The sequence below is a fragment of the Pseudomonas izuensis genome, assembly GCF_009861505.1.
Taxonomy (GTDB): domain Bacteria; phylum Pseudomonadota; class Gammaproteobacteria; order Pseudomonadales; family Pseudomonadaceae; genus Aquipseudomonas; species Aquipseudomonas izuensis.
In genome coordinates this window covers 1-21,459 of the sequence record NZ_WTFT01000049.1, presented here as the reverse complement: position 1 = coordinate 21,459, position 21,459 = coordinate 1, and the positions used below count along the sequence as shown (strand labels likewise).

At 62.0% G+C, this 21,459-nt stretch carries 19 protein-coding genes and 1 pseudogene; 4 read left to right on the top strand and 16 right to left on the bottom strand.

From position 1 onward, the window contains the following. Positions 1-10: 10 nt before the first annotated feature. The 10 genes and pseudogenes from GPL81_RS32105 to GPL81_RS28690 all read right to left on the bottom strand — a co-directional run bounded on the left by GPL81_RS32105 (position 11) and on the right by GPL81_RS28690 (position 11,941). Positions 11-745 (bottom strand): methyl-accepting chemotaxis protein, encoded by a 735-nt coding sequence (locus tag GPL81_RS32105; protein ID WP_425502629.1) that lies wholly within the window; start codon positions 743-745, stop codon positions 11-13. A 123-nt stretch (positions 746-868) separates the two neighbouring features. Beyond that, positions 869-1,549 (bottom strand): annotated as a pseudogene (locus GPL81_RS32100) (cache domain-containing protein); the annotation flags it as partial. Positions 1,550-1,702: 153 nt separating this feature from the next. Beyond that, on the bottom strand, positions 1,703-2,854 hold the full coding sequence (locus GPL81_RS28725) for an acyl-CoA dehydrogenase family protein (protein WP_160109468.1): 1,152 nt from the start codon (positions 2,852-2,854) through the stop codon (positions 1,703-1,705). A gap of 18 nt (positions 2,855-2,872) precedes the next feature. Further along, complete coding sequence (locus GPL81_RS28720) at positions 2,873-3,961, bottom strand: enoyl-CoA hydratase/isomerase family protein (RefSeq protein WP_160109467.1); 1,089 nt, start codon at positions 3,959-3,961, stop codon at positions 2,873-2,875. Between the two features lie 2 nt (positions 3,962-3,963). Continuing rightward, positions 3,964-4,854, bottom strand: coding sequence for a 3-hydroxyisobutyrate dehydrogenase (gene mmsB, locus GPL81_RS28715; RefSeq protein WP_121102267.1), 891 nt, complete (start codon positions 4,852-4,854; stop codon positions 3,964-3,966). A gap of 109 nt (positions 4,855-4,963) precedes the next feature. Beyond that, positions 4,964-6,472: a CoA-acylating methylmalonate-semialdehyde dehydrogenase gene (locus GPL81_RS28710; protein ID WP_160109466.1), complete on the bottom strand. Its 1,509-nt coding sequence runs from the start codon at positions 6,470-6,472 to the stop codon at positions 4,964-4,966. A 102-nt stretch (positions 6,473-6,574) separates the two neighbouring features. Then, positions 6,575-8,278, bottom strand: coding sequence for an AMP-binding protein (locus GPL81_RS28705; protein WP_160109465.1), 1,704 nt, complete (start codon positions 8,276-8,278; stop codon positions 6,575-6,577). Between the two features lie 267 nt (positions 8,279-8,545). Continuing rightward, the gene (locus GPL81_RS28700) at positions 8,546-9,796 is read right to left on the bottom strand and encodes an OprD family porin (RefSeq protein ID WP_160109464.1); all 1,251 of its coding nucleotides are present in this window, start codon (positions 9,794-9,796) and stop codon (positions 8,546-8,548) included. A 169-nt stretch (positions 9,797-9,965) separates the two neighbouring features. Further along, on the bottom strand, positions 9,966-11,615 hold the full coding sequence (locus GPL81_RS28695) for a cation acetate symporter (RefSeq protein ID WP_160109463.1): 1,650 nt from the start codon (positions 11,613-11,615) through the stop codon (positions 9,966-9,968). Continuing rightward, entirely contained in the window at positions 11,612-11,941 is a 330-nt protein-coding gene (locus GPL81_RS28690) for a DUF485 domain-containing protein (RefSeq protein ID WP_096510612.1), read from the bottom strand. The genes GPL81_RS28695 and GPL81_RS28690 overlap by 4 nt, the downstream gene beginning before the upstream one ends. A 404-nt stretch (positions 11,942-12,345) precedes the next feature. Between GPL81_RS28690 and GPL81_RS28685 the strand changes: the two genes are divergently transcribed. Together GPL81_RS28685 and GPL81_RS28680 are read left to right on the top strand one after the other, a co-directional pair. After that, the gene (locus GPL81_RS28685) at positions 12,346-13,296 is read left to right on the top strand and encodes a LysR family transcriptional regulator (protein WP_218585670.1); all 951 of its coding nucleotides are present in this window, start codon (positions 12,346-12,348) and stop codon (positions 13,294-13,296) included. Between the two features lie 83 nt (positions 13,297-13,379). Then, positions 13,380-13,778 carry a YfeK family protein gene (locus GPL81_RS28680; protein ID WP_178122634.1) on the top strand — a complete coding sequence of 133 codons (399 nt, stop codon included), beginning with the start codon at positions 13,380-13,382 and terminating at the stop codon, positions 13,776-13,778. 136 nt (positions 13,779-13,914) lie between these two features. Here GPL81_RS28680 and GPL81_RS28675 read toward each other — a convergent pair whose 3' ends face one another. Then, complete coding sequence (locus GPL81_RS28675) at positions 13,915-14,520, bottom strand: hypothetical protein (RefSeq protein WP_160109462.1); 606 nt, start codon at positions 14,518-14,520, stop codon at positions 13,915-13,917. Positions 14,521-14,682: 162 nt separating this feature from the next. After that, entirely contained in the window at positions 14,683-15,657 is a 975-nt protein-coding gene (locus GPL81_RS28670) for a GlxA family transcriptional regulator (protein WP_160109536.1), read from the bottom strand. A gap of 162 nt (positions 15,658-15,819) precedes the next feature. Here GPL81_RS28670 and GPL81_RS28665 point away from each other — a divergent pair, with 162 nt between their 5' ends. Together GPL81_RS28665 and GPL81_RS28660 are read left to right on the top strand one after the other, a co-directional pair. Further along, positions 15,820-16,461, top strand: a complete 642-nt coding sequence (locus GPL81_RS28665; protein WP_160109461.1) for an HD domain-containing protein — start codon at positions 15,820-15,822, stop codon at positions 16,459-16,461. Between the two features lie 111 nt (positions 16,462-16,572). Beyond that, positions 16,573-17,454 (top strand): NmrA family NAD(P)-binding protein, encoded by an 882-nt coding sequence (locus GPL81_RS28660; RefSeq protein WP_160109460.1) that lies wholly within the window; start codon positions 16,573-16,575, stop codon positions 17,452-17,454. 50 nt (positions 17,455-17,504) lie between these two features. On the opposite strand, the gene GPL81_RS28655 is transcribed toward GPL81_RS28660, so the two are convergent. The 4 genes from GPL81_RS28655 to GPL81_RS31755 all read right to left on the bottom strand — a co-directional run. Then, the gene (locus GPL81_RS28655; RefSeq protein ID WP_160109459.1) at positions 17,505-18,254 is read right to left on the bottom strand and encodes a hypothetical protein; all 750 of its coding nucleotides are present in this window, start codon (positions 18,252-18,254) and stop codon (positions 17,505-17,507) included. 102 nt (positions 18,255-18,356) lie between these two features. Beyond that, positions 18,357-19,973 (bottom strand): DUF5666 domain-containing protein, encoded by a 1,617-nt coding sequence (locus tag GPL81_RS28650; RefSeq protein WP_160109458.1) that lies wholly within the window; start codon positions 19,971-19,973, stop codon positions 18,357-18,359. Continuing rightward, positions 19,970-20,809, bottom strand: coding sequence for a DUF6502 family protein (locus GPL81_RS28645; protein WP_160109457.1), 840 nt, complete (start codon positions 20,807-20,809; stop codon positions 19,970-19,972). The genes GPL81_RS28650 and GPL81_RS28645 overlap by 4 nt, the downstream gene beginning before the upstream one ends. A gap of 134 nt (positions 20,810-20,943) precedes the next feature. After that, positions 20,944-21,459: hypothetical protein (locus GPL81_RS31755; RefSeq protein WP_281355072.1), on the bottom strand; the 516-nt coding region annotated here is incomplete at its 5' end.

The window sequence follows — 21,459 nt, the reverse complement described above, 5'->3', positions numbered from 1 at the left end:
CTCATCCCCCTCATACGCGAAACTGTCCCAACAGCCGGTTGAGCTGGCCCGCCAGTTGGCCCAATTCCAGGCTGGCGTCGTTGGACCGGTCTGCCGCCAGGGCATTCTCTTGGGCCAGCGTGGCTGCACGGGTGACATTCTGGTTGATGTCCTCGACCACATGGGCCTGTTCCAGGGTGGCACTGGCGATCGAGGCGTTCAGCTCGGTGAGGTTGCGCAGCGCCGTGATGACCTGATGCAGGCTCTCGCCGGTTTCGCGCGCCTGTTCCACGGTTTGCTGCGCGGCCTGGCTGCTGACCGTGATGACATTGACCGCCGCTTCCGAGTTGCCTTGCAGGCGTTCGATCATGCCCTGAATCTGCGCCGTGGATTGCTGGGTGCGCTGGGCCAGCAGACGCACTTCGTCTGCCACCACGGCAAAGCCGCGACCCTGTTCGCCAGCGCGAGCCGCTTCGATGGCGGCGTTCAGCGCCAACAGGTTGGTCTGCTCGGCGATGGCGCGGATGACTTCCAGCACGCTGCCGATCTGGGTGCTTTCCTGGGCCAGGCTCTGGATCACTCCGACCGCCTGGCCGATGGTCTCGGACAACTGATCGATCTGGCGCAGGCTGCTGTCGATGTTGTGCTGGCCCTTGCAGGCTTGCTCATCGGCCTGGCGGACTTCGTTGGCGGCGTGCTCGGCGTTCTTCGCCACTTCCTGCACCGCATAGGAAACCTCGTGAATGGCGGCGGCCACCAGTTCCATCTGCTGCGACTGCTGCTGGCTGTGACGTTGGCTATTGCTGGCGATTTCACCGAGCGATTGCGAGGCCTTGTCCAAGTTGCCGGCGGTCTGCATGGACTGGCCGATCACCGCGCGCAACTTGCTGGTGAACGCATTGAAGTGGCCGCTCAGAGCGGTCAGCTCATCGCGCCAGCGGCTGTCCAGATGATGGGTCAGGTCGGCTTCGCCGCTGGCGATGTTCTCCATGGCATTGACCACCTGCGTCAGTGGCGAGGCGATGCTGCGGGCAATCAACAGGATCAGCGCGCTGAGCAGCAGGGAGATCGTGACCAGTATGACGAAGGCTTGTATCAGCTGGCGGCGGAACTCGACGTGGACGTCGTCGACGTAGATGCCCGAGCCCACAATCCAGCCCCAGGGCTTGAACAGTTCGACGTAGGAAACCTTCTCCACCGGCGCCTCGGAGCCCGGCCTTGGCCAACGGTAGTGCACCAGGCCGGAACCGTCGCGCATGGCCACGGCCACCATCTCGTCGAACAGTGCCTTGCCATCGGGGTCGCGGGTGCCGGCCATGCGCTTGCCCTCGAGCTTGGTATTGGGGTGCATGACCATGCGCGTGTCGAGGTCCTCGATCCAGAAGTACTCCTCGCGGTCATAGCGCAGGTCGCGAATGACCGCCCTGGCCTGTTGTTGCGCCTGCTCACGATCGAGACCCTGGCCTTCCAGGTTCTGGAAATGGCGCAGGATGCCGCTGGCGGTCTCTACCACGTGACGGGTTTTCAGCGCCTTGGCCGCATACAGGTCGTCATAGTTCTGTTTGAGCATCAGGCCAGCGAGAATCAGCAGCATCAGGATGGACGTCAGCAGGATCAACCAGAGGCGACGGCTGATGGGAATATTGCGCAGGCCGGGCATGGGCAACTCCAGAAGGGGCGGAAAAGGGGCAGCCGGACACAGTGGAGGCGTCCGGCCAACGGGTCAGAGCGCGTAGTGGGCCAGCTCGCGGGCGATCAGCAGGCGCTGGACCTCGCTGGTGCCTTCGTAGATCTGGGTGATGCGCGCATCGCGGTAATAGCGCTCTACCGGGTAGTCCTCCAGGTAGCCGTAGCCGCCATGGATCTGCAGGGCGCTGGAGCACACACGTTCGGCCATTTCCGAGGCGAACAGCTTGGCCTGGGACGCTTCTGACAGACACGATTGCCCGGCGCTTTTCAGGCGTGCGGCATGCAGCACCAGCAGGCGGGTCGCATTGAGCCGGGTGTGCATATCAGCGAGCAGGTTGGACACGCTCTGGTGCTCGATGATCGGCTTGCCGAACTGCACGCGTTCGCGGGCATACCCCAGCGCGGCCTCGAAGGCGGCGCGGGCAATGCCCAAGGCCTGGGCGGCGATGCCGATGCGACCGCCTTCCAGGTTGGACAGGGCAATGGCCAGGCCCTTGCCGCGCTCACCCAGCAAATTGGCCTCGGGGATCGTGCAGTTGTTCAAGGTCACCGCGCAGGTATCCGAGGCTTTGATGCCCATCTTGTGTTCGCTGCGGTCGACCACGAAGCCGGGGTTGTCGGTCGGCACCAGGAATGCCGACAGACCCTTCTTGGCCAGCTCCGGATCGGTGACGGCGAAGACAATGGCCAGCTGGGCGCGCTTGCCATTACTGACGAACTGCTTGGCGCCGTTGAGTACCCACTGGCCGTCGCGCAGTTCGGCGCGGGTGCGCAGGTTGTGGGCTTCGGTGCCGGCCTGTGGCTCGGTCAGGCAGAAGCAGCCGATCGCCTGGCCACTGGCCAGAAGCGGCAGCCAGCGGTCTTGCTGGGACGGGCTGCCATATTTCAGCAGGGGGCCGCAGCCCACTGAATTGTGGATGCTCATCAATGCGCCGAGGGCGCCGTCGCCGGCCGAGATTTCTTCCACGGCCAGGGCGTAGGCCACATAGTCGGTGTAGCTGCCGCCCCAGGTGTCCGGCACCACCATGCCCAGCAGGCCCAGCTCACCCATCTGCGCCACCACGGTGTCATCGATCCAGCCTGCCTTCTCCCAGGCCTGGGCCTGCGGTCCGACTTCGCTGCGGGCGAAGTCCCGTGCCATGTCGCGGATCATGCGTTGTTCGTCGGTCAACTCGATATCGTGCATTGCGTTGTCTCCTGTCGATCAGGCGGTGCGAAGAGGGGAGGCGAAGGTTGGCTGGAAGCCGCTGAAAAAGGCCTGCACCCGAGGGGGTGCCAGCTCTGCCAGGGTGGGCGGATTCCAGCGGGGGCTTTTGTCCTTGTCGATGATCAGGGCGCGTATGCCCTCCATCAGATCGCCCTTGTCGAACCACTGATAGTCCAGGTGCAATTCCAGGGCAAAACAGTCGGCCAGGCTCAGGTAACGGCCGCGACGCAACAGCTCCAGTGTCGTGGCCATGGCCAGCGGCGAGCGGCTGTCGAGCAGCTTGACCGTCTGTTCGGCCCAGTCGCGCAGCTCCGGCCGCTGCTCACGCTGGAGCGCGGTACGAATCGCCGGTACATCCGGCAGGGCGAAATACTCATCGATCACATCGCGATAAGCCTTGAGTTCCGACCCCGCAATACGCTCGGTGGCCAGACCGTCGAGCAGGTCTCGCAGGTCTTCTTCAGGCGCAGGGGTCCAGTTCAAGTGATCCAGGGCGGCATCCAGTTCCGCCAACCGCTCGCTGGACAGGCAGTAGTCCGCCAGGTTGGCATAGAGCGCATCGGCGGCCCGTACCTGGCAGCCTGTCACCCCCAGATAGATACCCAGCTCACCCGGAAGGCGCGGCAGGAAATAGCTGCTGCCGACGTCGGGGAAAAAGCCGATGCCGACTTCCGGCATCCCCATCCGCGTGCGCTCGGTGATCACCCGCAGCGAGGCCGCCTGCGCCAGCCCCATGCCGCCGCCCAGGACAAAACCATCCAGCAGCGCCAGCACCGGTTTTGGGTAGCCATGCAGGTACTCGTCAAGGGCGTACTCCTCTTCGAGGAACAGCTCGTGCAGGTTGTCACCGGCCGTGTGACTGTCGTACAGCATGCGGATGTCGCCACCGGCGCAGAAGGCTTTTTCCCCGGCGCCACGGATGGTCACGGCGACGATCTCCGGGTCCTCTTCCCAGACCCACAGGTACCGGCAAAGCAGTTTCACCATGGGCAGGTCCAGGGTGTTCAATGCGTTCGGTCGATTCAGCGTCAGGTGGCCGATGCGGTTGCGCACACTGGCCAGCACCGGGGCTTGCTGCTCGCTCATGCTCAGGCTTCTCCACGGAACAGTTTGATGATGGCGGAGAAGTCCAGGCTGCCATTACCTTGCAGGCTGAAGGTCTGGTACAGCTGCTGGGCGGCAGCGCCGAGCACCACCGGTTGACGCGCATGCCTGGCGGCTTCGGTGGCGAGGCCGAGGTCCTTGAGCATCAGGTCGGTACCAAAGCCGCCACTGTAACCACGCGAGGCTGGCGCGTTTTCCAGCACGCCAGGGAACGGATTGTTGATCTCCGAACTCCAGCAGCGACCGGTGGAAGTACCGATGACACCGGCCAGCACCTTGGCGTCCATGCCCAGGGTCACACCCAGGGCCATGGCCTCGGCGACGCCGACCATGGAGATGCCGAGCAGCATGTTGTTGGCGATCTTGGCCACCTGGCCGTTGCCTGCTGCACCGCAATGCACGATGTTCCGGCCCATGGCCGAGAGAATCGGCAGGGCCTGGTCGTACACACTGACCGGGCCGCCGACCATAAAGGTCAGGGTGCCTGCCGTGGCGCCGCCGGTGCCGCCGGATACCGGTGCATCAAGCATCGGGTTACCTTGGGCAAGGGCGAACTTAGCCACCTCGCGGGCACTGAGCGGGTCGATGGTCGAACTGTCGATCAGCAGCACGCCCGGGCCAATGTTGGCCAGCAGACCGTCCTGGCCGCGATAGACCTGTTTCACGTGGTCGGCGGTCGGCAGCATGGTGATGATCACCTCAACCCTGGCTTTGGCCACGGCGGCGGGGGAGTCGGCGGCGCTGGCGCCGGCTTCCACCAGGGCGGCGACTGCCTGAGGGAAGGGATCGAAGACGGTCAGGCTGTGGCCGGCCTTGAGCAGGTTGCGGGCCATTGGGCCGCCCATGTTGCCGAGTCCGAGAAATCCGATATGCATGATGATTACCTTTTGCGTGTGGGGACGCGCTAGTGCGCATCGCCCGGTAATGTCGGGTATTGCACCGTTGAGCGTCTGGCGGCCGATGCCGGGCACCGGCCGCCAGGGATCATTTCAGGGTGATGGTGGTGTTCACGGCGCCGCCGGTGTCATCCTCGTCGAACCAGCGCTGGGTGATCGTCTTGGTCTGGGTGTAGAACGTCACCACTTGCTTGCCGTAAGGGCCCAGGTCGCCGAGCTTGGAGGCGCGCGAACCGGAGAAGGAGAACAGCGGCACCGGGACCGGGATCGGCACGTTGATACCCACCTGGCCGACGTCGATTTCTTCCTGGAAGTGACGGGCCGCAGCGCCGGAGCGGGTGAACAGGGCGGTGCCGTTGCCATTCGGGTTGGCGTTGATGATCTCGATCGCCTCGTTCAGGTTGGCGGCGTGCATGACACACAGCACCGGGCCGAAGATTTCTTCGCGGTACACCGACATTTGTGGAGTGACGCCGGAGAAGATGGTCGGGCCGACGAAGTTGCCGTCCTGGTAACCAGGCACGCTCGGGTTGCGTCCATCCAGTTCGAGCCTGGCGCCTTCTTCGATGCCACTGGCGATCAGGCTGTTGACGCGATCCAGGGCTGCGCAGGAGATCACCGGACCGATATCGGTACCCGGTTCGGTACCGCCATTGATCTTGAGGGTTTTGGTGCGCTCGATCAGGTCCGGCAACCAGGCCTGCGCTTCACCCACCAGGATCACCACCGGCAGGGCCATGCAGCGCTGACCGGCGGCGCCGAAGGAGGCGCCCAGCAGGTTGTTCAACGTCTGCTGTTTGTTGGCGTCGGGCAGGACGATGGCGTGGTTCTTCGCCCCCATCATGCACTGTGCGCGTTTGCCGTTCTGGGTGGCGCGGTTGTAGACATGGGTGCCGACCTTGGTCGAACCCACGAAGGACACAGCCTTGATGTCCGGGTGGTCGCAGATCAGGTTCACCGCATCGACGCCGCCGTGGATGACGTTGAGCACGCCCTTGGGCACACCGGCCTCCACAGCCAGTTCCACCAGACGCATGGTCACCAGCGGGTCTTGCTCGGACGGCTTAAGGATGAAGGTGTTGCCGGTGGCGATGGCCATCGGGAACATCCACAGCGGGATCATCGCCGGGAAGTTGAACGGGGTGATACCGGCACACACGCCGAGCGGCTGCATCAAGGTGTAGGTGTCGACGCCGTTGGCGACGTTGTTGGCCAACTCGCCCATTTGCAGATTGCCAATGGCGGTGGCGTGCTCGACCACCTCCAGGCCACGGAACACATCACCTTCGGCATCGGGCAGGGTTTTGCCCTGTTCGGCGGTGAGCAGGGCGGCCAGTTCCTTGATGTTCTCGCGGATCAGCTGCTGGTATTTGAAGAAGATTCGCGAGCGGGCGCCGATCGGCGTCTTGCGCCAGGTCTTGAACGCTTCCTTGGCGCTGGCCACGGCGGCGTCCATTTCCTCGGCGGTGGCGAAGGGTACGCGAGCCAGGACTTCCTGGGTGGCCGGGTTGACCACGTCACGCCACTGGGTGGTGCGCGACTCGACGAACTCGCCGTTGATCAGGAGCTTGACGCTTGGAACGATGGAAGAGGTCATTTTCGGGTCCTGCCTGCTTTCTTTGGGTCGAGTTAAGCCACTCGGCCAGATTGGCCGAGCGGTCGGATTTGATTTCGAAAGGGCCGGCGTACCGGCCCGGATTCAGCCCTTGAGCTGTGGGAAGTCTTCTTCGAAGTACTCGTGAGCGCCGCGCGCGTCGCTCTGACGGCGCTGTGTTTCCATCTGCCGCAGTTCTACCCGGCGGATCTTGCCGGAGATGGTTTTGGGCAGCTCGGTGACGAACTCAATGCGTCGCACCCGCTTGTAGGGCGCCAGGTGCTCACGGGCAAAGGCGAGGATGTTGCCGGCCAGTTCGGCGCATCCGGGTTCGTCATGGGCCAGGATCAGAAACGCCTTGGGCACGGCCAGGCGCACTGGGTCCGGGCTTGGCACCACGGCGACTTCCATCACCGCCGGGTGCTCGATCAGCGCGCTTTCCAGCTCGAAAGGACTGATGCGGTAGTCGGAGGCTTTGAACACATCGTCAGCGCGGCCGACAAAGGTGATATAGCCATCTTCGTCGATCTGTGCGGTGTCGCCGGTGCGGTAGTAACCGTCGCGCATCACCTCGGCGGTTTTTTCCGGGCTGTCCTCGTAGCACAACATCAGGCCCAGTGGTCGCACGTCCAGTGGCAGGGCCACTTCACCCTCATTGCCGGGCACGCCATCGGGGTCGAGCATGGTCACCCGGTAGCCCGGTAGCGGACGGCCCATTGAGCCGGGCTTGAGCAGTTGGCCGGGCGTGTTGCCGACCAGGGCGGTGGTTTCCGACTGGCCGAAGCCATCACGCAGTGGCAAGTCCCAGGCATGCAGGATCTGCTCGATGATCTCCGGGTTCAGCGGTTCACCGGCGCCCACCAGTTCGCGCAGGTTCAAGCGCGCCTTGTAACTGGCCAGGTCTTCCTGGATCAGCATGCGCCACACGGTGGGCGGGGCGCACAGGCTGGTGACGCCGTAGCGTTCCAGAGCGGTGAGCAGGGCCGGGGCGCTGAAGCGCGCGACATTGTGGATGAAGATGCAGGCGCCGGCGTTCCACGGTGCGAAGAGGCAGCTCCAGGCGTGCTTGGCCCAGCCCGGTGACGAGATGTTCAAGTGCAGGTCGCCCGGCTGCAGGCCGATCCAGTACATGGTCGACAGGTGGCCGACCGGGTAGCTCTGGTGACTGTGCAGCACCATCTTCGGCTTGGAGGTGGTGCCGGAGGTGAAGTACAGCAGCATCGGGTCGGTGGCCAGGGTGCGGCCCTCGACTTCGAACTGTTCGGAGTATTCGCTGGCGGCGCTGTGCGGGGTCCAGTCGGCAGGGCCCGGGCCGACGCAGACGCGGCTGCAGCCTTCGCCCAGGCCGACGAACTTGTCGACATGGGCGCCGCCGACCACGAGGTGGCGAACCTGGCCGCGCTCGATGCGGTCGCGCAGGTCATCGGGCGTCAGCAGGGCGGTGGCGGGGATGACCACGGCGCCGAGCTTGAAGGCAGCCAGCATGGTTTCCCACAGGGCGACGTCGTTGCCGAGCATCAGCAAGATGCGCTCGCCGCGGCGCACACCGAGGTCACGCAGGTGATTGGCCACCTGGTTGGAGCGCAAGGCCAACTGTTCGAAGCTATAGCGCTGTTCGCTGCCGTCTTCTTCGACGATCCACAGGGCGTTGGCCTGGTTGCCCTCGGCCATCGCATCGAAGTAATCCAGTGCCCAGTTGAACTCGTTCAACTGCGGCCAGCGGAAATCACGCACGGCAGTGGCGTAGTCGGTACGGTGAGTGAGCAGGAAATCCCGAGCGGCGAGGAAGGGTTGGCAGTGGCTGTTCATTGGAGTCTCCCGAGAGCCGTGCGGGTACTTGATAGCGGGGAGACGGCGGCAAGCATGAATGTCTTCACGGTGGGTGCCCTTGGTTGTTTTTGTTGGGTCTGAGCCGGTTCACGACCAGGCTGTGGAACCCAGTATAGGCATGCAAAAATCAATTAAGAATGCTCATAAAAACCGGTGCGTTGTGCAAAAAAATCATGAATATTGCGCGCCGGTCGGGAGCCGTCCGCACCGTCAGGCGATGCGAACGGCCCCCGTCTTGCGGGGGATTTACCAGAGCGCCAGGGTATAGCTGAGGATCAGGCGGTTCTCATTGAGGTCGTTACCGAAATGGCTGGTACGCACGGTTGCGTTGCGCCACTTGAGACCGACGCTCTTCAACGGGCCGCTCTGCACCACGTAGCCGATGTCGGTGTCGCGCTCCCATTCGCGGCCCTCGGGCTTGCCGGCGCCCAGATCGATGCTGTCGCCGGACAGGTAGCGGGTCATGAAGGTCAGGCCGGGGACGCCCAGCGCCGCGAAGTTATAGTCGTAGCGCGCCTGCCAGGAGCGCTCGTCCTTGTTGGCGAAGTCGCCGATCTGCACGAAGTTGACGAGGAAAGCATCACTGCCGTTGACGTAGGCGAAACCGGTATCGCCGCTCATGCGCTGGTAGCCGAGACCAAAGGCATGGCCGCCGAGTGCGTAGGTGAACAGAGCGCCCAATGCCGTGTTGTCGATGTTGCTGCTGCCGTCGTCGGTGGAACGGGCGTAGCGCAGGTCGCTCTTGAGCGACTGTCCTTCACCCAGCGGCAGCATCTGGACCAGGTTGAGTTGGTGCTGGTGGTAGAAATTGTCCAGGCCACCGTAGCTGTAGCTCGTGTTTAACCGCTCGTTCCACTGGTAGGCCAGGGTGGCGAAATCGAAGGCATTGCTGCGCGCCTGGCTGTTGACGATGCCCTTTGCGCCCGTGGTGGTGATGCCCATTTTCTCGTCGTCCGAGGAGTCGCGCTGGTTGACCCGATCCAGGTGCCCGGCATCGATGGTCAGGCCCTTGATCTCCTGCACGTTGAGCTGGCCGCCGCGAAAGGTCTGTGGCAGCAGGCGCGAGTCATTGGCCAGCAGCACCGGTAGCTTGGGGGTCAGGGTGCCGAGTTTGAGTATCGTGCTGGAGGCCTTGAACTTGGCGGTCAGGCCTATTTCGCCGTATTCGTCCTGGGCGCGCCGGGGTGCCTGGTTTTCGCGTTTGAGCAGGCCGGACCCGGCGCGATCGGGGCTTGAGTCGAGCTTGACGCCGAGCAGACCGAGGGCATCGACGTCGACGCCGATCATGCCGTCGGTGTAACCGGACTCGTAGCGCAGCAGAAAGCCCTGGGCCCATTCTTCTTGCATGGACTGGGTGGCACCCGCCTGACGGTAGTCACGATTGAAGTAAAAGTTGCGCAACTCCAGTTTGGCCTTGCTGTCTGCGAGGAAGTCCGCATGGGCTTGGACGGCAAGGCTGCTGCCTGCCAGGAAAAGGGTAAAAAGAGTGGGTTTCATTGCATGCCTCTTGTTGTTATAGGCAAGCCGTTCCCGCACTGGCCGGGGCCAGTGGAGGGAAGGCTTGTTGAAGGTGCCCGGCGCGGGGGGCGCGCAGGGCGGGAGTAAAAAAGCGCGACGCTAAGGGGTGAACTCGCGCTCGGGGCATAGACCCCGTAAAACGGCGGCGTTAGTGACTGCTGGCCATGGCCGCGCCCAGGCCGGTCTGGGCGCGGACGAACTGATCGGCATAGGCGGCGCGCTCACGGTCGGCGCGTTCGCTGCGGTCCAGCCGGGACACCACCACGATGACCAGGAAGGCCAGGGGCATGGAGAACAGCGCCGGTTGATCGTAGGGGAAGATCGCCTTCGCATGGCCCAAAACACCGACCCACACCGACGGCGACCCAATGACCAGGACCAGGGCGCTGATCAGTCCGGTGAGGCCACCGTAAAGGGCACCACGGGTAGTCAGGCCCTCCCAGTACATGGCCATGATCAACACCGGGAAATTCGCCGAGGCCGCTATGCCGAACGTCAGGCCGACCAGGAAGGCGATGTTCTGGCCCTCGAACAAAATGCCCAGGGCAATCGCGACAATGCCCAGGCAGACCGTGGCGATACGCGACACGCGCATTTCCTGCTTCTCGTCGGCCTTGCCCTTTTTCAGCACCGACGCATAAAGGTCGTGAGAGATCGCCGAGGCGCCAGCCAGGGCCAGGCCGGCCACCACTGCGAGGATGGTGGCGAAGGCCACGGCGGAGAGGAATCCCAGAAACAGGTTGCCGCCCACGGCCTTGGCCAGGTGCATGGCTACCATGTTGCCGCCGCCGATCATCGCGCCGCCGAGCTTACCGTCGACGTAATACTGCGGGTCTGTGCCGACGATGACGATGGCGGTGTAGCCGAGGATGCAGACCACGAGGAAGAAGAAACCGATGAACACCGTGGCGAATAGCACCGATTTGCGCGCTTCCTTGGCATTGGGCACCGTGAAGAAACGCATCAGGATGTGCGGCAGGCCGGCGATGCCGAAGACGAGGCCAAGGGACAGTGACACCGCGTTGACCGGGTCGGCCAGCAAGGTGCCCGGGCCCATGATCTGCACGCCGCTGGCATGCACTGCCACGGCTTGGGCCGCCAGCGTCTCGAAGCTGAAGCCGAAGCGGCTCAGGGCCATCAGCATCAGGGCCGTGCCGCCCGCCAGCAGCAGAACCGCCTTGGTGATCTGCACCCATGTGGTGGCGAGCATGCCGCCGAAGATCACGTAGACCAGCATCAGCAGGCCGACCACCACCACCGCCGTGCGATAGTCGAGGCCGAACAGCAGCTTGATCAACTGGCCGGCACCGACCATCTGCACCACCAGGTAGCAACACACCACCGTCAGCGAGCCGAGGGCGGCGAAGCTGCGCACGCGGGTTTGATCCAGGCGCAAGGAGACGATGTCGGCAAAGGTGTAGCGGCCCAGGTTGCGCAGGCGCTCGGCCATCAGGAAGGTGACGATGGGCCAGCCGACAAAGAAGCCAATGATATAGATGAAGCCGTCATAGCCCTTGGTGAACACCAGGCTCGAAAGGCCGAGCAACGTGGCGGCCGACATATAGTCACCGGCGATCGCCAGGCCATTTTGAAACCCCGTGATACCGCCACCGGCACTGTAGAAGTCGGCAGCGGAGCGCGTGCGGCGGGACGCCCACCAAGTGATCAGCAACGTGGCGAGGACGAAGACGAAGAACATGCCGATGGCATGCACATTGAGCGGTTGCTTCTCTGCGGTGATGGGGTCGGCGTGGACCAGCAGGGGGCAAAGGGCGAGAAGGGCGGCTATGCGTTTCATGCGCGGGTCTCCTGGAGGATCTGCACGCTGAGCGCGTCGAAGCGGGTGTTGGCGGTATGCACGTAGCTGGCAGTCAGCAACCAGGACAGCAGGATAATTGCCACGCCAATCGGCATGCCGAGGCTGAGGTGACTGCCCTCGTACAGTGGCCGGTGCAGCCAGGCGGGGGCGAAGGCCACCACCATGATGAAGCTGTAATAGACGGCCAGGACGGCGCCGCTCAGTGACCACGCCAGCATTGAGCGCTGGCGTGTGAGGCGCTGGAACTTGGGATTGGCCCTGACCTGGTCGCAGGTCCGGGCGTGATTCGGATGGTCGGTCGTCATGGTGAGGCTCCGCTTTTTAATTGTTTTTGTTTGTCGGCCTTTTCAGGGGCGTACGGGTACCCGAGCGACGACCCGAAGCGGGGCGTCACCTGAATGCTGTTGCTGGAGTCATTGCCTCTCTGGTGATCTTCCCGAGACGAGGGGAAGGTGGAATGTCGAAGGGATTGCGCCGACAGGGTGCTCGCTGCATGAGCCCTCGGCTGGCAAAAATATGGCCGTGATTTCGCTGCCGGGCAGTTGCCTGTTTTCGGTTTGAAAGCCGACGTTCCGCCCTGCATTCATGCTGTTAGCCCTGATTGAGTTTGGGACCTCCCTGGCCGAGAAACGGTGCTGGTCAAATCACGTTGAATGCGAGTATATGGTTGCAAATTTCCAATATGTATTGGCAGAAAAGCCTGATGAATATGCAAAAACGCACAACGCAAAATCATGTGAATTGGGACGATATGCGCTTCTTTCTCGAAGTCGCCCGTGCCCGCACCGCCAGTGGTGCAGCACGCCGCCTGGGGGTGGACTACACCACAGTGTCGCGGCGCATCCGCGCCCTTGAGCAAAGCCTGGGTGCCCTGTTATTCGAGAAATCGCGAACGTCGGGTTTCGTCCTGACGGTGGAGGGTCAGCGCCTGATCAGCCACGCCGAAACCCTGGAAAGTACGCTGCTGGCAGCCTGCGAACAGGTTTCCGGAACCACCGGGGGGCTCGCCGGGCACCTGCGCATCGGTTGTACCGAAGCCTTCGGCTCCTGCTTCATCACCACGCAGATGAGCCACTTCATCATTCACTATCCGCATATCTCAGTGGACATCCTGCCGGTCCCGCACTTCGTCAACCTGTCGCGGCGCGAGGCGGACATCGCCATCACCCTGGAGCGGCCCGAGCGCGGTCCGTATGTGTGCTCGCGTCTGTGCGACTACCGCTTGCGTCTGTATGCGACACCGGAGTACCTGGCCAATCATCCGCCGATTACCAGCACCGAGGATTTGGCGAGTCACCCGTTCGTGACCTATGTCGAGGACCTGGCCTTCAGCTTCAAGCTGCTCTACTTGAACGACCTGCTGCCCGGCGCCCACAGTCGCCTGCGCAGCACCAGCGTCGTCTCCCAATACCATGCAGCGCTGGAAGGCCGCGCACTGGCCATCTTGCCCTGCTTCCTCGCCGGTCCCGACCCGCGCCTGTGCGAAGTGCTGCCGGACCAGGTGGAGGTCACTCGACAGTTCTGGATGTACTACAGCGAGGATCTGCGAAAGCTCAAGCGAATCACCTTGGTAGCCGACTACCTGCGCGCCTGTGCGGAACTCAATCATCCGCTGCTGATGGGCGAGTCGCGCGCGATGGCCTATCTGCCGTCGCCTTGAGTTGCATTGATCCAAAATTGGGAGGGGGCGATGGTATGTTGGAGGTCACTCCATTCATTTCACTTTCAGGACCGGGATGAACCATGCGAATGTCGATAAGGGTCACGGGACGGCTTATCAAGCCATTGATTATGGCTGCGGGTATTAGCCTTTTCGCAGTTGTCCCTAATGCGCAGGCTCAGGTCACACCTCAGGCCAATCAAGAGATAAAGGGCTTGCTGGACTTTGTCGAACACAGCAAGTGTCAGTTTGTGCGCAACGGGAGCGAATACCCAGGTCCCCGCGCTCGGGCGCATCTGGAGAAGAAGCTGAATTATCTCGAAGGCAAGAACATGGTGAACAGCGCAGAAGACTTCATCGATCTTGCAGCCACTAAAAGCAGCATGAGTGGCCGCGCCTATGAGGTGCGATGTTCGGAAGGCGTAGAACCGGCAAGCATCTGGTTGAAGCGGGAACTCCAGAGGCAACGGCAACTTCATTGATGTTGTGCCATGAAATGCATACTTGACCGACTACGTGGCTGGGCTGGAAATCTCGAACGGCTAACTGTGGTCTTATGGTTTTGCTATCGGCGTCCGCAAACGCCTTGGTTACCAAAATGGGCATCGTTTTTAACCACTAGTGAGGTGCACGCAGATCGATCTGGAGTACGGGCGCATCGTCCCCAACTTCACCTATCTGGAGTCCTGCGTCGGTGACATTATCTGGAATTACAAATTCCACCGATCCTTCCTTTGAACTATGGCTGGCTACCAGCTCGTTAAGATCGTTTTCCGGTGCGCGCAGTACGCCGCCTATCAGCAAGCGGAAAGAAGCCGCCCAAAAGTTTGCGTCGTATCGGTCATTGTTGGTCATCCGCACTTCGAACCTCAACGAAAGTTTGCCCGGAGAATGACGATCAAGCCGCGCTGATAATATTTTGTAAACGGCGTCCCCGACTCTTACCTCTGCGCCGGACGAAAGAGTTATAGGGTAGGGCTTCGTCTCTTCAATTGACGACGGCATTGGCGCCTTGGCGGCTGTGTCAGCTCGGCTTTCACCTCCCGTCGCCTGCGTGACGGTGCCAGACTGACCCTGCGGGGCCTTTGGGGTTTGCGATTCAAAGTAGCCAATTCCGTGGAGCGCAACAATCATGGCCGTTACTGCCGTAATGATGCCGGCGATTGCCGTCAAAATACCGGGAATGGTCTGCCACCATCCTTTGGATCCTGGCTCTTCGTTCATCGCTTGAGTTCTCGGCTATTCAAATTGGGGAATTTGCGAGCAGATATCGCCTCTTACTAACCCACTACTATTGAATGACATGTGATGTTGCGATGGAGTGTCGTATAACGTCCTGTAAGTCCTTGTCTAGCTTAGAGGTAGTCGCGGTAAACGCAACATTGCTCAGGCTGGCGCAAAGCGCAGCGCATATTCCTTGGGGCTTATTCCCAGGCGTCTGATAAACGCTTTGCGCAACACATCGACATTGCTGTAGCCGCATTGGCGTGCAACCTGCTCCATTGAATGTCCGCCCAGCTCAAAGGCCCGACAGGCGGCTTCGAGGCGAACGTCTTCGACATACTTTGCCGGCGTGGTCTTCAAGTCCCGTTGAAAGGTCCGGATCAACGTTCTGACACTGGTCGACATCCGGTCTGCCAGTCTCTCGACCGTAAGGTCTGTGTGCAGATGCTCACTGATCCACAGGCACAGTTGATCCAGACTTGAACCCGGCACACGCTGCGATTGAAGCGTGACACTGAACTGCGCCTGTCCGCCCGGACGCCGCAGGAACAGGACCATGTTTTTCGCAATCTCCATCGCGACGTGATCGCCCAGGTCCTCGCTGACCAACGCGAGGGCGAGATCGATTCCCGCCGAGATGCCTGCCGAGGTATACACGTTGCCGTCTTTCACCCAGATAGGGTTCGCGTCGACCTCGATGAGCGGAAAACGCTCTGCCAGCTCGCGTGCCATCTGCCAGTGGGTGGTTGCCCGACGACCATTCAGAAGCCCGGCCTTCGCCAAGGCAAACGCGGCGACACAGATCGAGCACACGCGCCGCACGCTGGCGGAACGCGCCCGTATCCACTCGATGGCCTCTTCGTTCAAATGACCCACTGACTGCTGGCCCGCCGCGACAATCAAGGTGTCGATCGGCTTGTTCGCCTGGCGTTCTTGCTCAAGGGTTTTATGCGCCGTGAGGTTGATGCCTGTGCTGCTGGCCAAGTGAAGGTCGCCGTCCGATGAAACCAGGTCCAACTGGTAGGGGACGGTTTCGCCGTCGTGCAGGCTATTGGCGAAGGCAAACACCTCGGCAGGGCCGATCACGTCGAGTGCATCGACAGGGGGCATCCCCAGAATCACCACGCGTTTTTGCATCTGCCCGGAGCGCGGATGGCGGGTGTTCGTTGGTTTTTTCACGGTTGTCCCCTATGGGTGTCCCAACGTCCACTTTGGCACGAATCAACTGAAAATAGTCAATTTGGACAAATCAGAATCATTAGATTGGAGCGAGGTCAATCTCAACCCTGGGAAGCAAGCATGAACACACCCGTTACAGTCGGCGGCATCGTCGCACCGGATTCAGAACTCACCCGCAAGGCCGCTTCGCTCGTTGAGCGGGTCCACTCCAGGGCGCTCCTGAATCACGTGCACCGCACATGGTGGTTCGCCGATTTCCTCGGCAAGCAGCGCGGGCTGAAGTACGACCGGGAAACCGTTTACCTCGCTGCGCTGTTGCATGACTTGGGGCTTACCGACGAGTTCTGTGCCGACCAGCGCTTTGAAGTCGATGGCGCCGACGCGGCCAGCCGATTCCTGTTAGCGAACGGGTATTCGGACGCGAAAGCGCAACTGGTCTGGGATGCGATCGCGCTTCACTCCAGCGCCGGCATCGCGGACCGCAAGCAACCGGAAATCGCCCTGATCTACATGGGGGCGCATGTCGATGTCATGGGCCTGTTCATGGAGGAAATCACGCCATCACTGATTGACGACACACTCGCCCTTTACCCCCGCATCGGAATGAAGGCCGCGTTTACTCAGGCGGTGGCCGAAGTTGCCCGGAAAAAACCGCATACCGCCATTGGTACCGGGCTGGGGGACGTTGGACGTCGGCACATACATGGTTTCGATTGCCCGAACGTGTGCGACCTGATCGACAACGCTCCATTCGAAAGCTGAGAGGCCGCAGCGCAGTTCTGCAGCGACGAGAGGCTTCAACCCGCCGAGCCGGTCGTTGAAGTCAATTGACAGTCGGAGCACAGGCTCCAATTGCTTGAGGGGAACACAGTCATGAGCGAAGCGGACATTCTTGTAAGCGGTGCAACCGGGCGTACGGGTGGGGCTGCCATCGATGAGCTGCTCAAGATGGGCAAGCGTGTGCGGGCATACGTACGCACGGACGATGAAAGGGCGGCGGCCCTGCGCGAGCGCGGGGTTGATATTGCGATGGGCGATTTCACGAATATCGATGATATCCGCGCGGCGATGGAAGGCATCCGTTCGGCCTATTTCCTTTATCCGCTGGCACCGGGAATCATCGACGGTGCGGCCTATTTTGCCCAGGCAGCGAAGGAGGCGGGGGTACAGGCGATCGTGAACATGTCGCAGATCTCCGCGCGGCGCGAGTCCAGGAGTCATTTGGCACAGGATCACTGGATTTCCGAGCGCGTTTTCGACTGGTCAGGCGTACCGACCACGCACCTGCGCCCCACATTCTTCGCGGACTGGCTCGTCTACCCGCACTTCGCGAAGGAGATCCTGGCCAGGAAAAAAATCGAGTTCCCCTTCGAAAATGGCCGTCACGCGCCGATCGCGACCGATGACCAGGGGCGGGTGATCGCTCACCTCCTGGCCAACCCTGCGGGGCACGAGGGCAAGATTTACAGCCTGCATGGGCCGGTCGAGATGAATCACACCGAGATCGCCGCTGCCATGAGCGAAGTGCTTGGCGTGCAGATCCAGTACGCACCGACATCGATCGAGGCGTTCGAGCACAAGATGGAGCACGAGTACAGGTTTCCACCGGCCTTGGTCCAGCACCTGGTCGAAGTCGCTCAGGATTACCGGGAGGGCATCTTCGCGGGGGTAAACGATGTCGTGGAGAAAGTGACCGGCACGCCCGCGTTGTCCGTGCAGGCGTTCATCGAAAAATACCGGGACGTGTATGCGTGACGAGGACCCGCGTCGTCTTGCAGCGGTGAACACACTGTAGTCGGTGGTTCTCAGTAGGTGTGGCTGAACAATAGTCCAGCCTCGCCATCCGGGCTGGCGTCGGTAAACCCCTTGACGGCATACAACTGAAATTTCCAGTTCTGATTGAGTTTGTGGGTGAGGAAGAGTGTGAGTTCCTTGATCGGGTCGCCCGTGGAAATGACCTTCTGCCGCCAGTCGTAGGACGCGCCCGCGGAGGTGCGCGCGAACACGGGGATGGCGAAGCCCAGGCCGGCGAATATCGGATTGTCGAAGTTGGAGCCCGACGGGTCGCCGTACTTTTTCCAACCCAGGGTGGCGAATCCGGTCAATCGGCCGAAGGCCTTGGCGACATCGACCTGGGCGGAGTAGTCGGTTTTGCCGGTGCCCAGGCACTTGTTTTCGTCGGCAGTGGGCAGCTTGACCTTACCGATCAGGTCCACGAAAACCCCACTCACGCTACCGTCAAGCACGGCATAGTCGGCACCGGCAACGGTGTCGCCCAAACCGCTTTCCACTTTGCCGCAGCCACCGGGCAACGGTTCGCCGTCAGGGCCGACCGAAGGATTGGTGATGCGCAGCCAGGGCACCGTGAGCTTGTAGGTCATGGGACCGGTTTCGTATTTGCCCACCAGTGGAACGTACCAGGTTTCAGACGTCGTACCGGTGCCATAGTCGCCCCGCGAGTAGTCGGTTCCAATCGAGGTCGTGAAGGTATCGGCCTGGGCTGGCAAGGCCAGGCTGGCAAGCAAACCGACGAGCAGGGCGTGCCTGGGGTTCATGTTCACCTCGTGTGTTCCACCATCGAAGTTCACACGCATGCTTTGTTGCGTGACTTACCCAGCCTAGTCATTTATGGCGATAGTGCATCATGCCCGCACGGTTTAACTCCCCTTGCCGGAGCGATCGACTCTTTCAATCTTCTCGACCTTTTCGACTTTCTCTACTTTTTCTGGCCGTTCAACTTTCTCGACTTTCTCCGGGCGTTCGACCTTGTCAACTTTCTCCGGGCGATCGACCTTTTCGACTCTTTCTACCTTTTCGACTTTCTCTACCTTTTCGACCCTTTCGACTTTCTCGACTTTGTCGGGTTGCTCGACCCTCTCGATACGCTCTGACTTGCCGGACTTGTCCACGCTTTCCAGCCTGTCGCTGCCGCCATGACTGTCGCTGCCGCCATGACTGTCATTGTCCCCGTGGCGAGTGTCGTCGCGGACGCTGTCTTCGTTCTCGGAGCGGCCACTCCTGTCACTGCCCGAGTTTCCCGAACTGCCGGAGCTGCCGGAACTGTTGGAGCTGCCGGAACTGTTGGAATCGCCCGAATTGCTCGAGCCACTTGAGTCGTCCGTGTTTTGCTCGTTGGTTCGAAGTTGTCCGTGTTGGTTGCTCGCGGGTGAATCGGAGTGTTCGCGGGGCAATTCGATGCGCGTTGCCCGCACGTCCCGCGCGCCACTGAACACACCGCTGACCCGCACGCGTCGATCCAGCGCCAGCTCCGACGGCTGCACACCGACAAACACGGTGTCGCGCGCCAGCGTCACATTAAAGCCACCCACCACCCATTGGCGGTCGTTCCGGCCCTGTACCAGGCCCTCGATCACCGCATTGTGTACCCGGCCAATGAAAGGCAGGCTCGGATCGGGTCGGCTTTGGGTCACGTTCAGCTCACGGCCGGACCACTGGCCGCGCACCAGCATTTCCTGCGCCGGGCCCGGGTTATTGCCGAGTTTGATCCCCTGGAGATAACCGCTGCGATCCACCGGGCCGATAGCGCTGGCCTCCTTGAGGTCGGGCGCCCGGTCGATGCGACTGGCGACCACTTCACCGCGGGCATCGCGCAGCCCGCTGACCCGTACGGGATCACCGGGGCGCAGGCCGGAAGCGACTTGAGCACCGCTGGCCAGGCGTACCGGTTGCCCCATGACACGCATGGGCATGGAATCTCTCGGCAGGGCAGTCAAGGGACCTTCGTAGACGTGCAGGATAGAAATGCGTCCGGCCTCCAGGCCGCGCCGGGAATTGAACGCTTCCACGGCAACCACTTGGCCTATCGCCAGGTGGGTGCTGGTGGCGGCAATGCCGTTCTCGCTGACCGGAACGTTTTTGTTGAAGTGCACTTCCACGCCATTGACGCAGATCGAGGCGAACCCGGTGATGGTGCCGACAATGCCGGTGCCACCGATCCCGCCGTTGTCATTGCTGATGCCCGTGCCACCCACGCCGCCTGCAACATCACCTGTGCCGCCCATGCCACCAGGGCGTTTTTTAATCGGTGCGCCGGTGCCACCGACTCCACCGTTATCGGTGTCGATGCCGGTACCGCCCATGCCACCAGGCGCCGCGCCCGTACCGCCGGTGCCGCCCGGTGCCTGGATGACCGGCTCTCCACTGATGCCCGCATTATCCTGACTGACACAGGTGGGGGCGGCTTGCAGCACAATCGGAAGCCCGAGGCCCAGAATAAGGGCGATTGCACGGATCAGGCGCGAATGGAGGGTCATGGCTTAGGGGCCGGCGAATTGGGATCGGAAGCTTCGGTGTAGAAATACAAGCCGACCGTGATGCGCTGGCGTGGTTCAGGGCTGGGCAGGTCCTTGAATTCCAGTTCGGCGGCGAGTCGGTTGAAACTCAGCAGGGCTTGCATCCCCTCGCTGGCAACGGCCTCGCGCAACACCTCGACGCTCATCGGGGCCAGTGCATCATAGTGGACGCTGCGCTCAAAAAAGGCAGGGCCTTCGCTGGTCAGGTTGTGCACCGCAGCGCAGGCATGATCATGCAGGTTATGCCCCAGGTAAGCCGTTTTCTCATCGAAGCCCTTTTGCGGCACGAAGGCCTGGACTTCGAGGTGCACGCACTCTTGCTCGTCAAGGCGCACGACGCCCAGGCGCAGCCATTCGTCCAACACCACTCGCGCCCTGATATCGGTGCTGACCTTCGCCACCAGGGCGTCAAAGGAGCGGTCGCCACCCACGCTGGCCAATCGAGGCAGCGGCAGTGGCTGGCCGGCGTTGTCGCAAAAAGGCGCGTTGGTCCAGGCGTTGACCAGTTGCGCACCGAAGGTGATGTTTTCCGGAAGCGTCGAAGAAATCGGGTCGCTGGTATCGCGCAAGCGCCTTACGTCCTTGCGGTGCACGCCGGTGAGCAGGCTGATGCGGCTGTCGGTCGGTGCCTTGTCGTCCAGGCGGAATTCACGGTCCGCCACCTCGACGAAAACCTCCTTGAGCAGGTCGGCGAACACCAGGTAGGTGACGCCTTTGCGCAGCATCAGGCGTACCAGCGGCCGCATGACATGCCGCAGGGCTTTGAGGAGGGAGGCGGGCAGGGTGGACGATTGCATTCAGCGCATTCCTGGATAGACAACCCTAGTATAGCTGCGTGGGAAATAATCCCATGAATGCTGGCGGGTATTTTTTGCCGTGCCTCATACAAAACCGGTCCCGGGGTTTTGTATGAGGTCATCAGGCCGCCGCTTCAAGTCCGGCTGTTGTCGTCGCCGGGTTCGCCACCCACATGGTTGCCATTGTCGTCACCAGGCTCGCCGCCGGCGTGGACGCCATGATCGTCACCGGGCTCGCCGCCAGCGTGGACGCCGTGATCGTCACCGACCTCACCGCGGGCGTGGTTACCGTGGTCGTCTCCCGCCTCTGCATGAGTACCACTGCGACCGGAGTTCGAGCTTCCAGATCCGGCATGGCCTGAATTCCCATTGCCATGGTCGCTGCCGCTGTGACCACTGTTGCCGCCATCGCCATGCCCACTGTTGCCGCCGCCACCGCTGCCGTTGCCCCCCCCGCCGCCGTTGCCGCCGCCGCCGCTGTTGCCGCCACCGCCGCCGCCGCCGTGACCACCGCCACCGCCACCATCCTTGGCATAGGCGCTCGAGTCCTGGGAATGGGAGTCAGGTATCGAAACGGTGGAGGCCGGGAGGGCGGCACGGGTTGCAGTGGCCGGGAGTCCGCTGGGAGGGGGGGGGGTGGTCGACGTGAG

Coding starts and splice junctions, on each gene's coding strand:
- GPL81_RS32105 (WP_425502629.1), bottom strand. CDS start 745: ATGGAACTGGTGGCCGCCGCCATTCACGAGGTTTCCTATGCGGTGCAG.
- GPL81_RS28655 (WP_160109459.1), bottom strand. CDS start 18,254: ATGAACCCCAGGCACGCCCTGCTCGTCGGTTTGCTTGCCAGCCTGGCC.
- GPL81_RS28680 (WP_178122634.1), top strand. CDS start 13,380: ATGCGAATGTCGATAAGGGTCACGGGACGGCTTATCAAGCCATTGATT.
- GPL81_RS28725 (WP_160109468.1), bottom strand. CDS start 2,854: ATGCACGATATCGAGTTGACCGACGAACAACGCATGATCCGCGACATG.
- GPL81_RS28685 (WP_218585670.1), top strand. CDS start 12,346: ATGCAAAAACGCACAACGCAAAATCATGTGAATTGGGACGATATGCGC.
- GPL81_RS28695 (WP_160109463.1), bottom strand. CDS start 11,615: ATGAAACGCATAGCCGCCCTTCTCGCCCTTTGCCCCCTGCTGGTCCAC.
- GPL81_RS28650 (WP_160109458.1), bottom strand. CDS start 19,973: ATGACCCTCCATTCGCGCCTGATCCGTGCAATCGCCCTTATTCTGGGC.
- GPL81_RS28670 (WP_160109536.1), bottom strand. CDS start 15,657: ATGCAAAAACGCGTGGTGATTCTGGGGATGCCCCCTGTCGATGCACTC.
- GPL81_RS28705 (WP_160109465.1), bottom strand. CDS start 8,278: ATGAACAGCCACTGCCAACCCTTCCTCGCCGCTCGGGATTTCCTGCTC.
- GPL81_RS28660 (WP_160109460.1), top strand. CDS start 16,573: ATGAGCGAAGCGGACATTCTTGTAAGCGGTGCAACCGGGCGTACGGGT.
- GPL81_RS28710 (WP_160109466.1), bottom strand. CDS start 6,472: ATGACCTCTTCCATCGTTCCAAGCGTCAAGCTCCTGATCAACGGCGAG.
- GPL81_RS28675 (WP_160109462.1), bottom strand. CDS start 14,520: ATGAACGAAGAGCCAGGATCCAAAGGATGGTGGCAGACCATTCCCGGT.
- mmsB (WP_121102267.1), bottom strand. CDS start 4,854: ATGCATATCGGATTTCTCGGACTCGGCAACATGGGCGGCCCAATGGCC.
- GPL81_RS28690 (WP_096510612.1), bottom strand. CDS start 11,941: ATGACGACCGACCATCCGAATCACGCCCGGACCTGCGACCAGGTCAGG.
- GPL81_RS28645 (WP_160109457.1), bottom strand. CDS start 20,809: ATGCAATCGTCCACCCTGCCCGCCTCCCTCCTCAAAGCCCTGCGGCAT.
- GPL81_RS28720 (WP_160109467.1), bottom strand. CDS start 3,961: ATGAGCGAGCAGCAAGCCCCGGTGCTGGCCAGTGTGCGCAACCGCATC.
- GPL81_RS28665 (WP_160109461.1), top strand. CDS start 15,820: ATGAACACACCCGTTACAGTCGGCGGCATCGTCGCACCGGATTCAGAA.
- GPL81_RS28700 (WP_160109464.1), bottom strand. CDS start 9,796: ATGAAACCCACTCTTTTTACCCTTTTCCTGGCAGGCAGCAGCCTTGCC.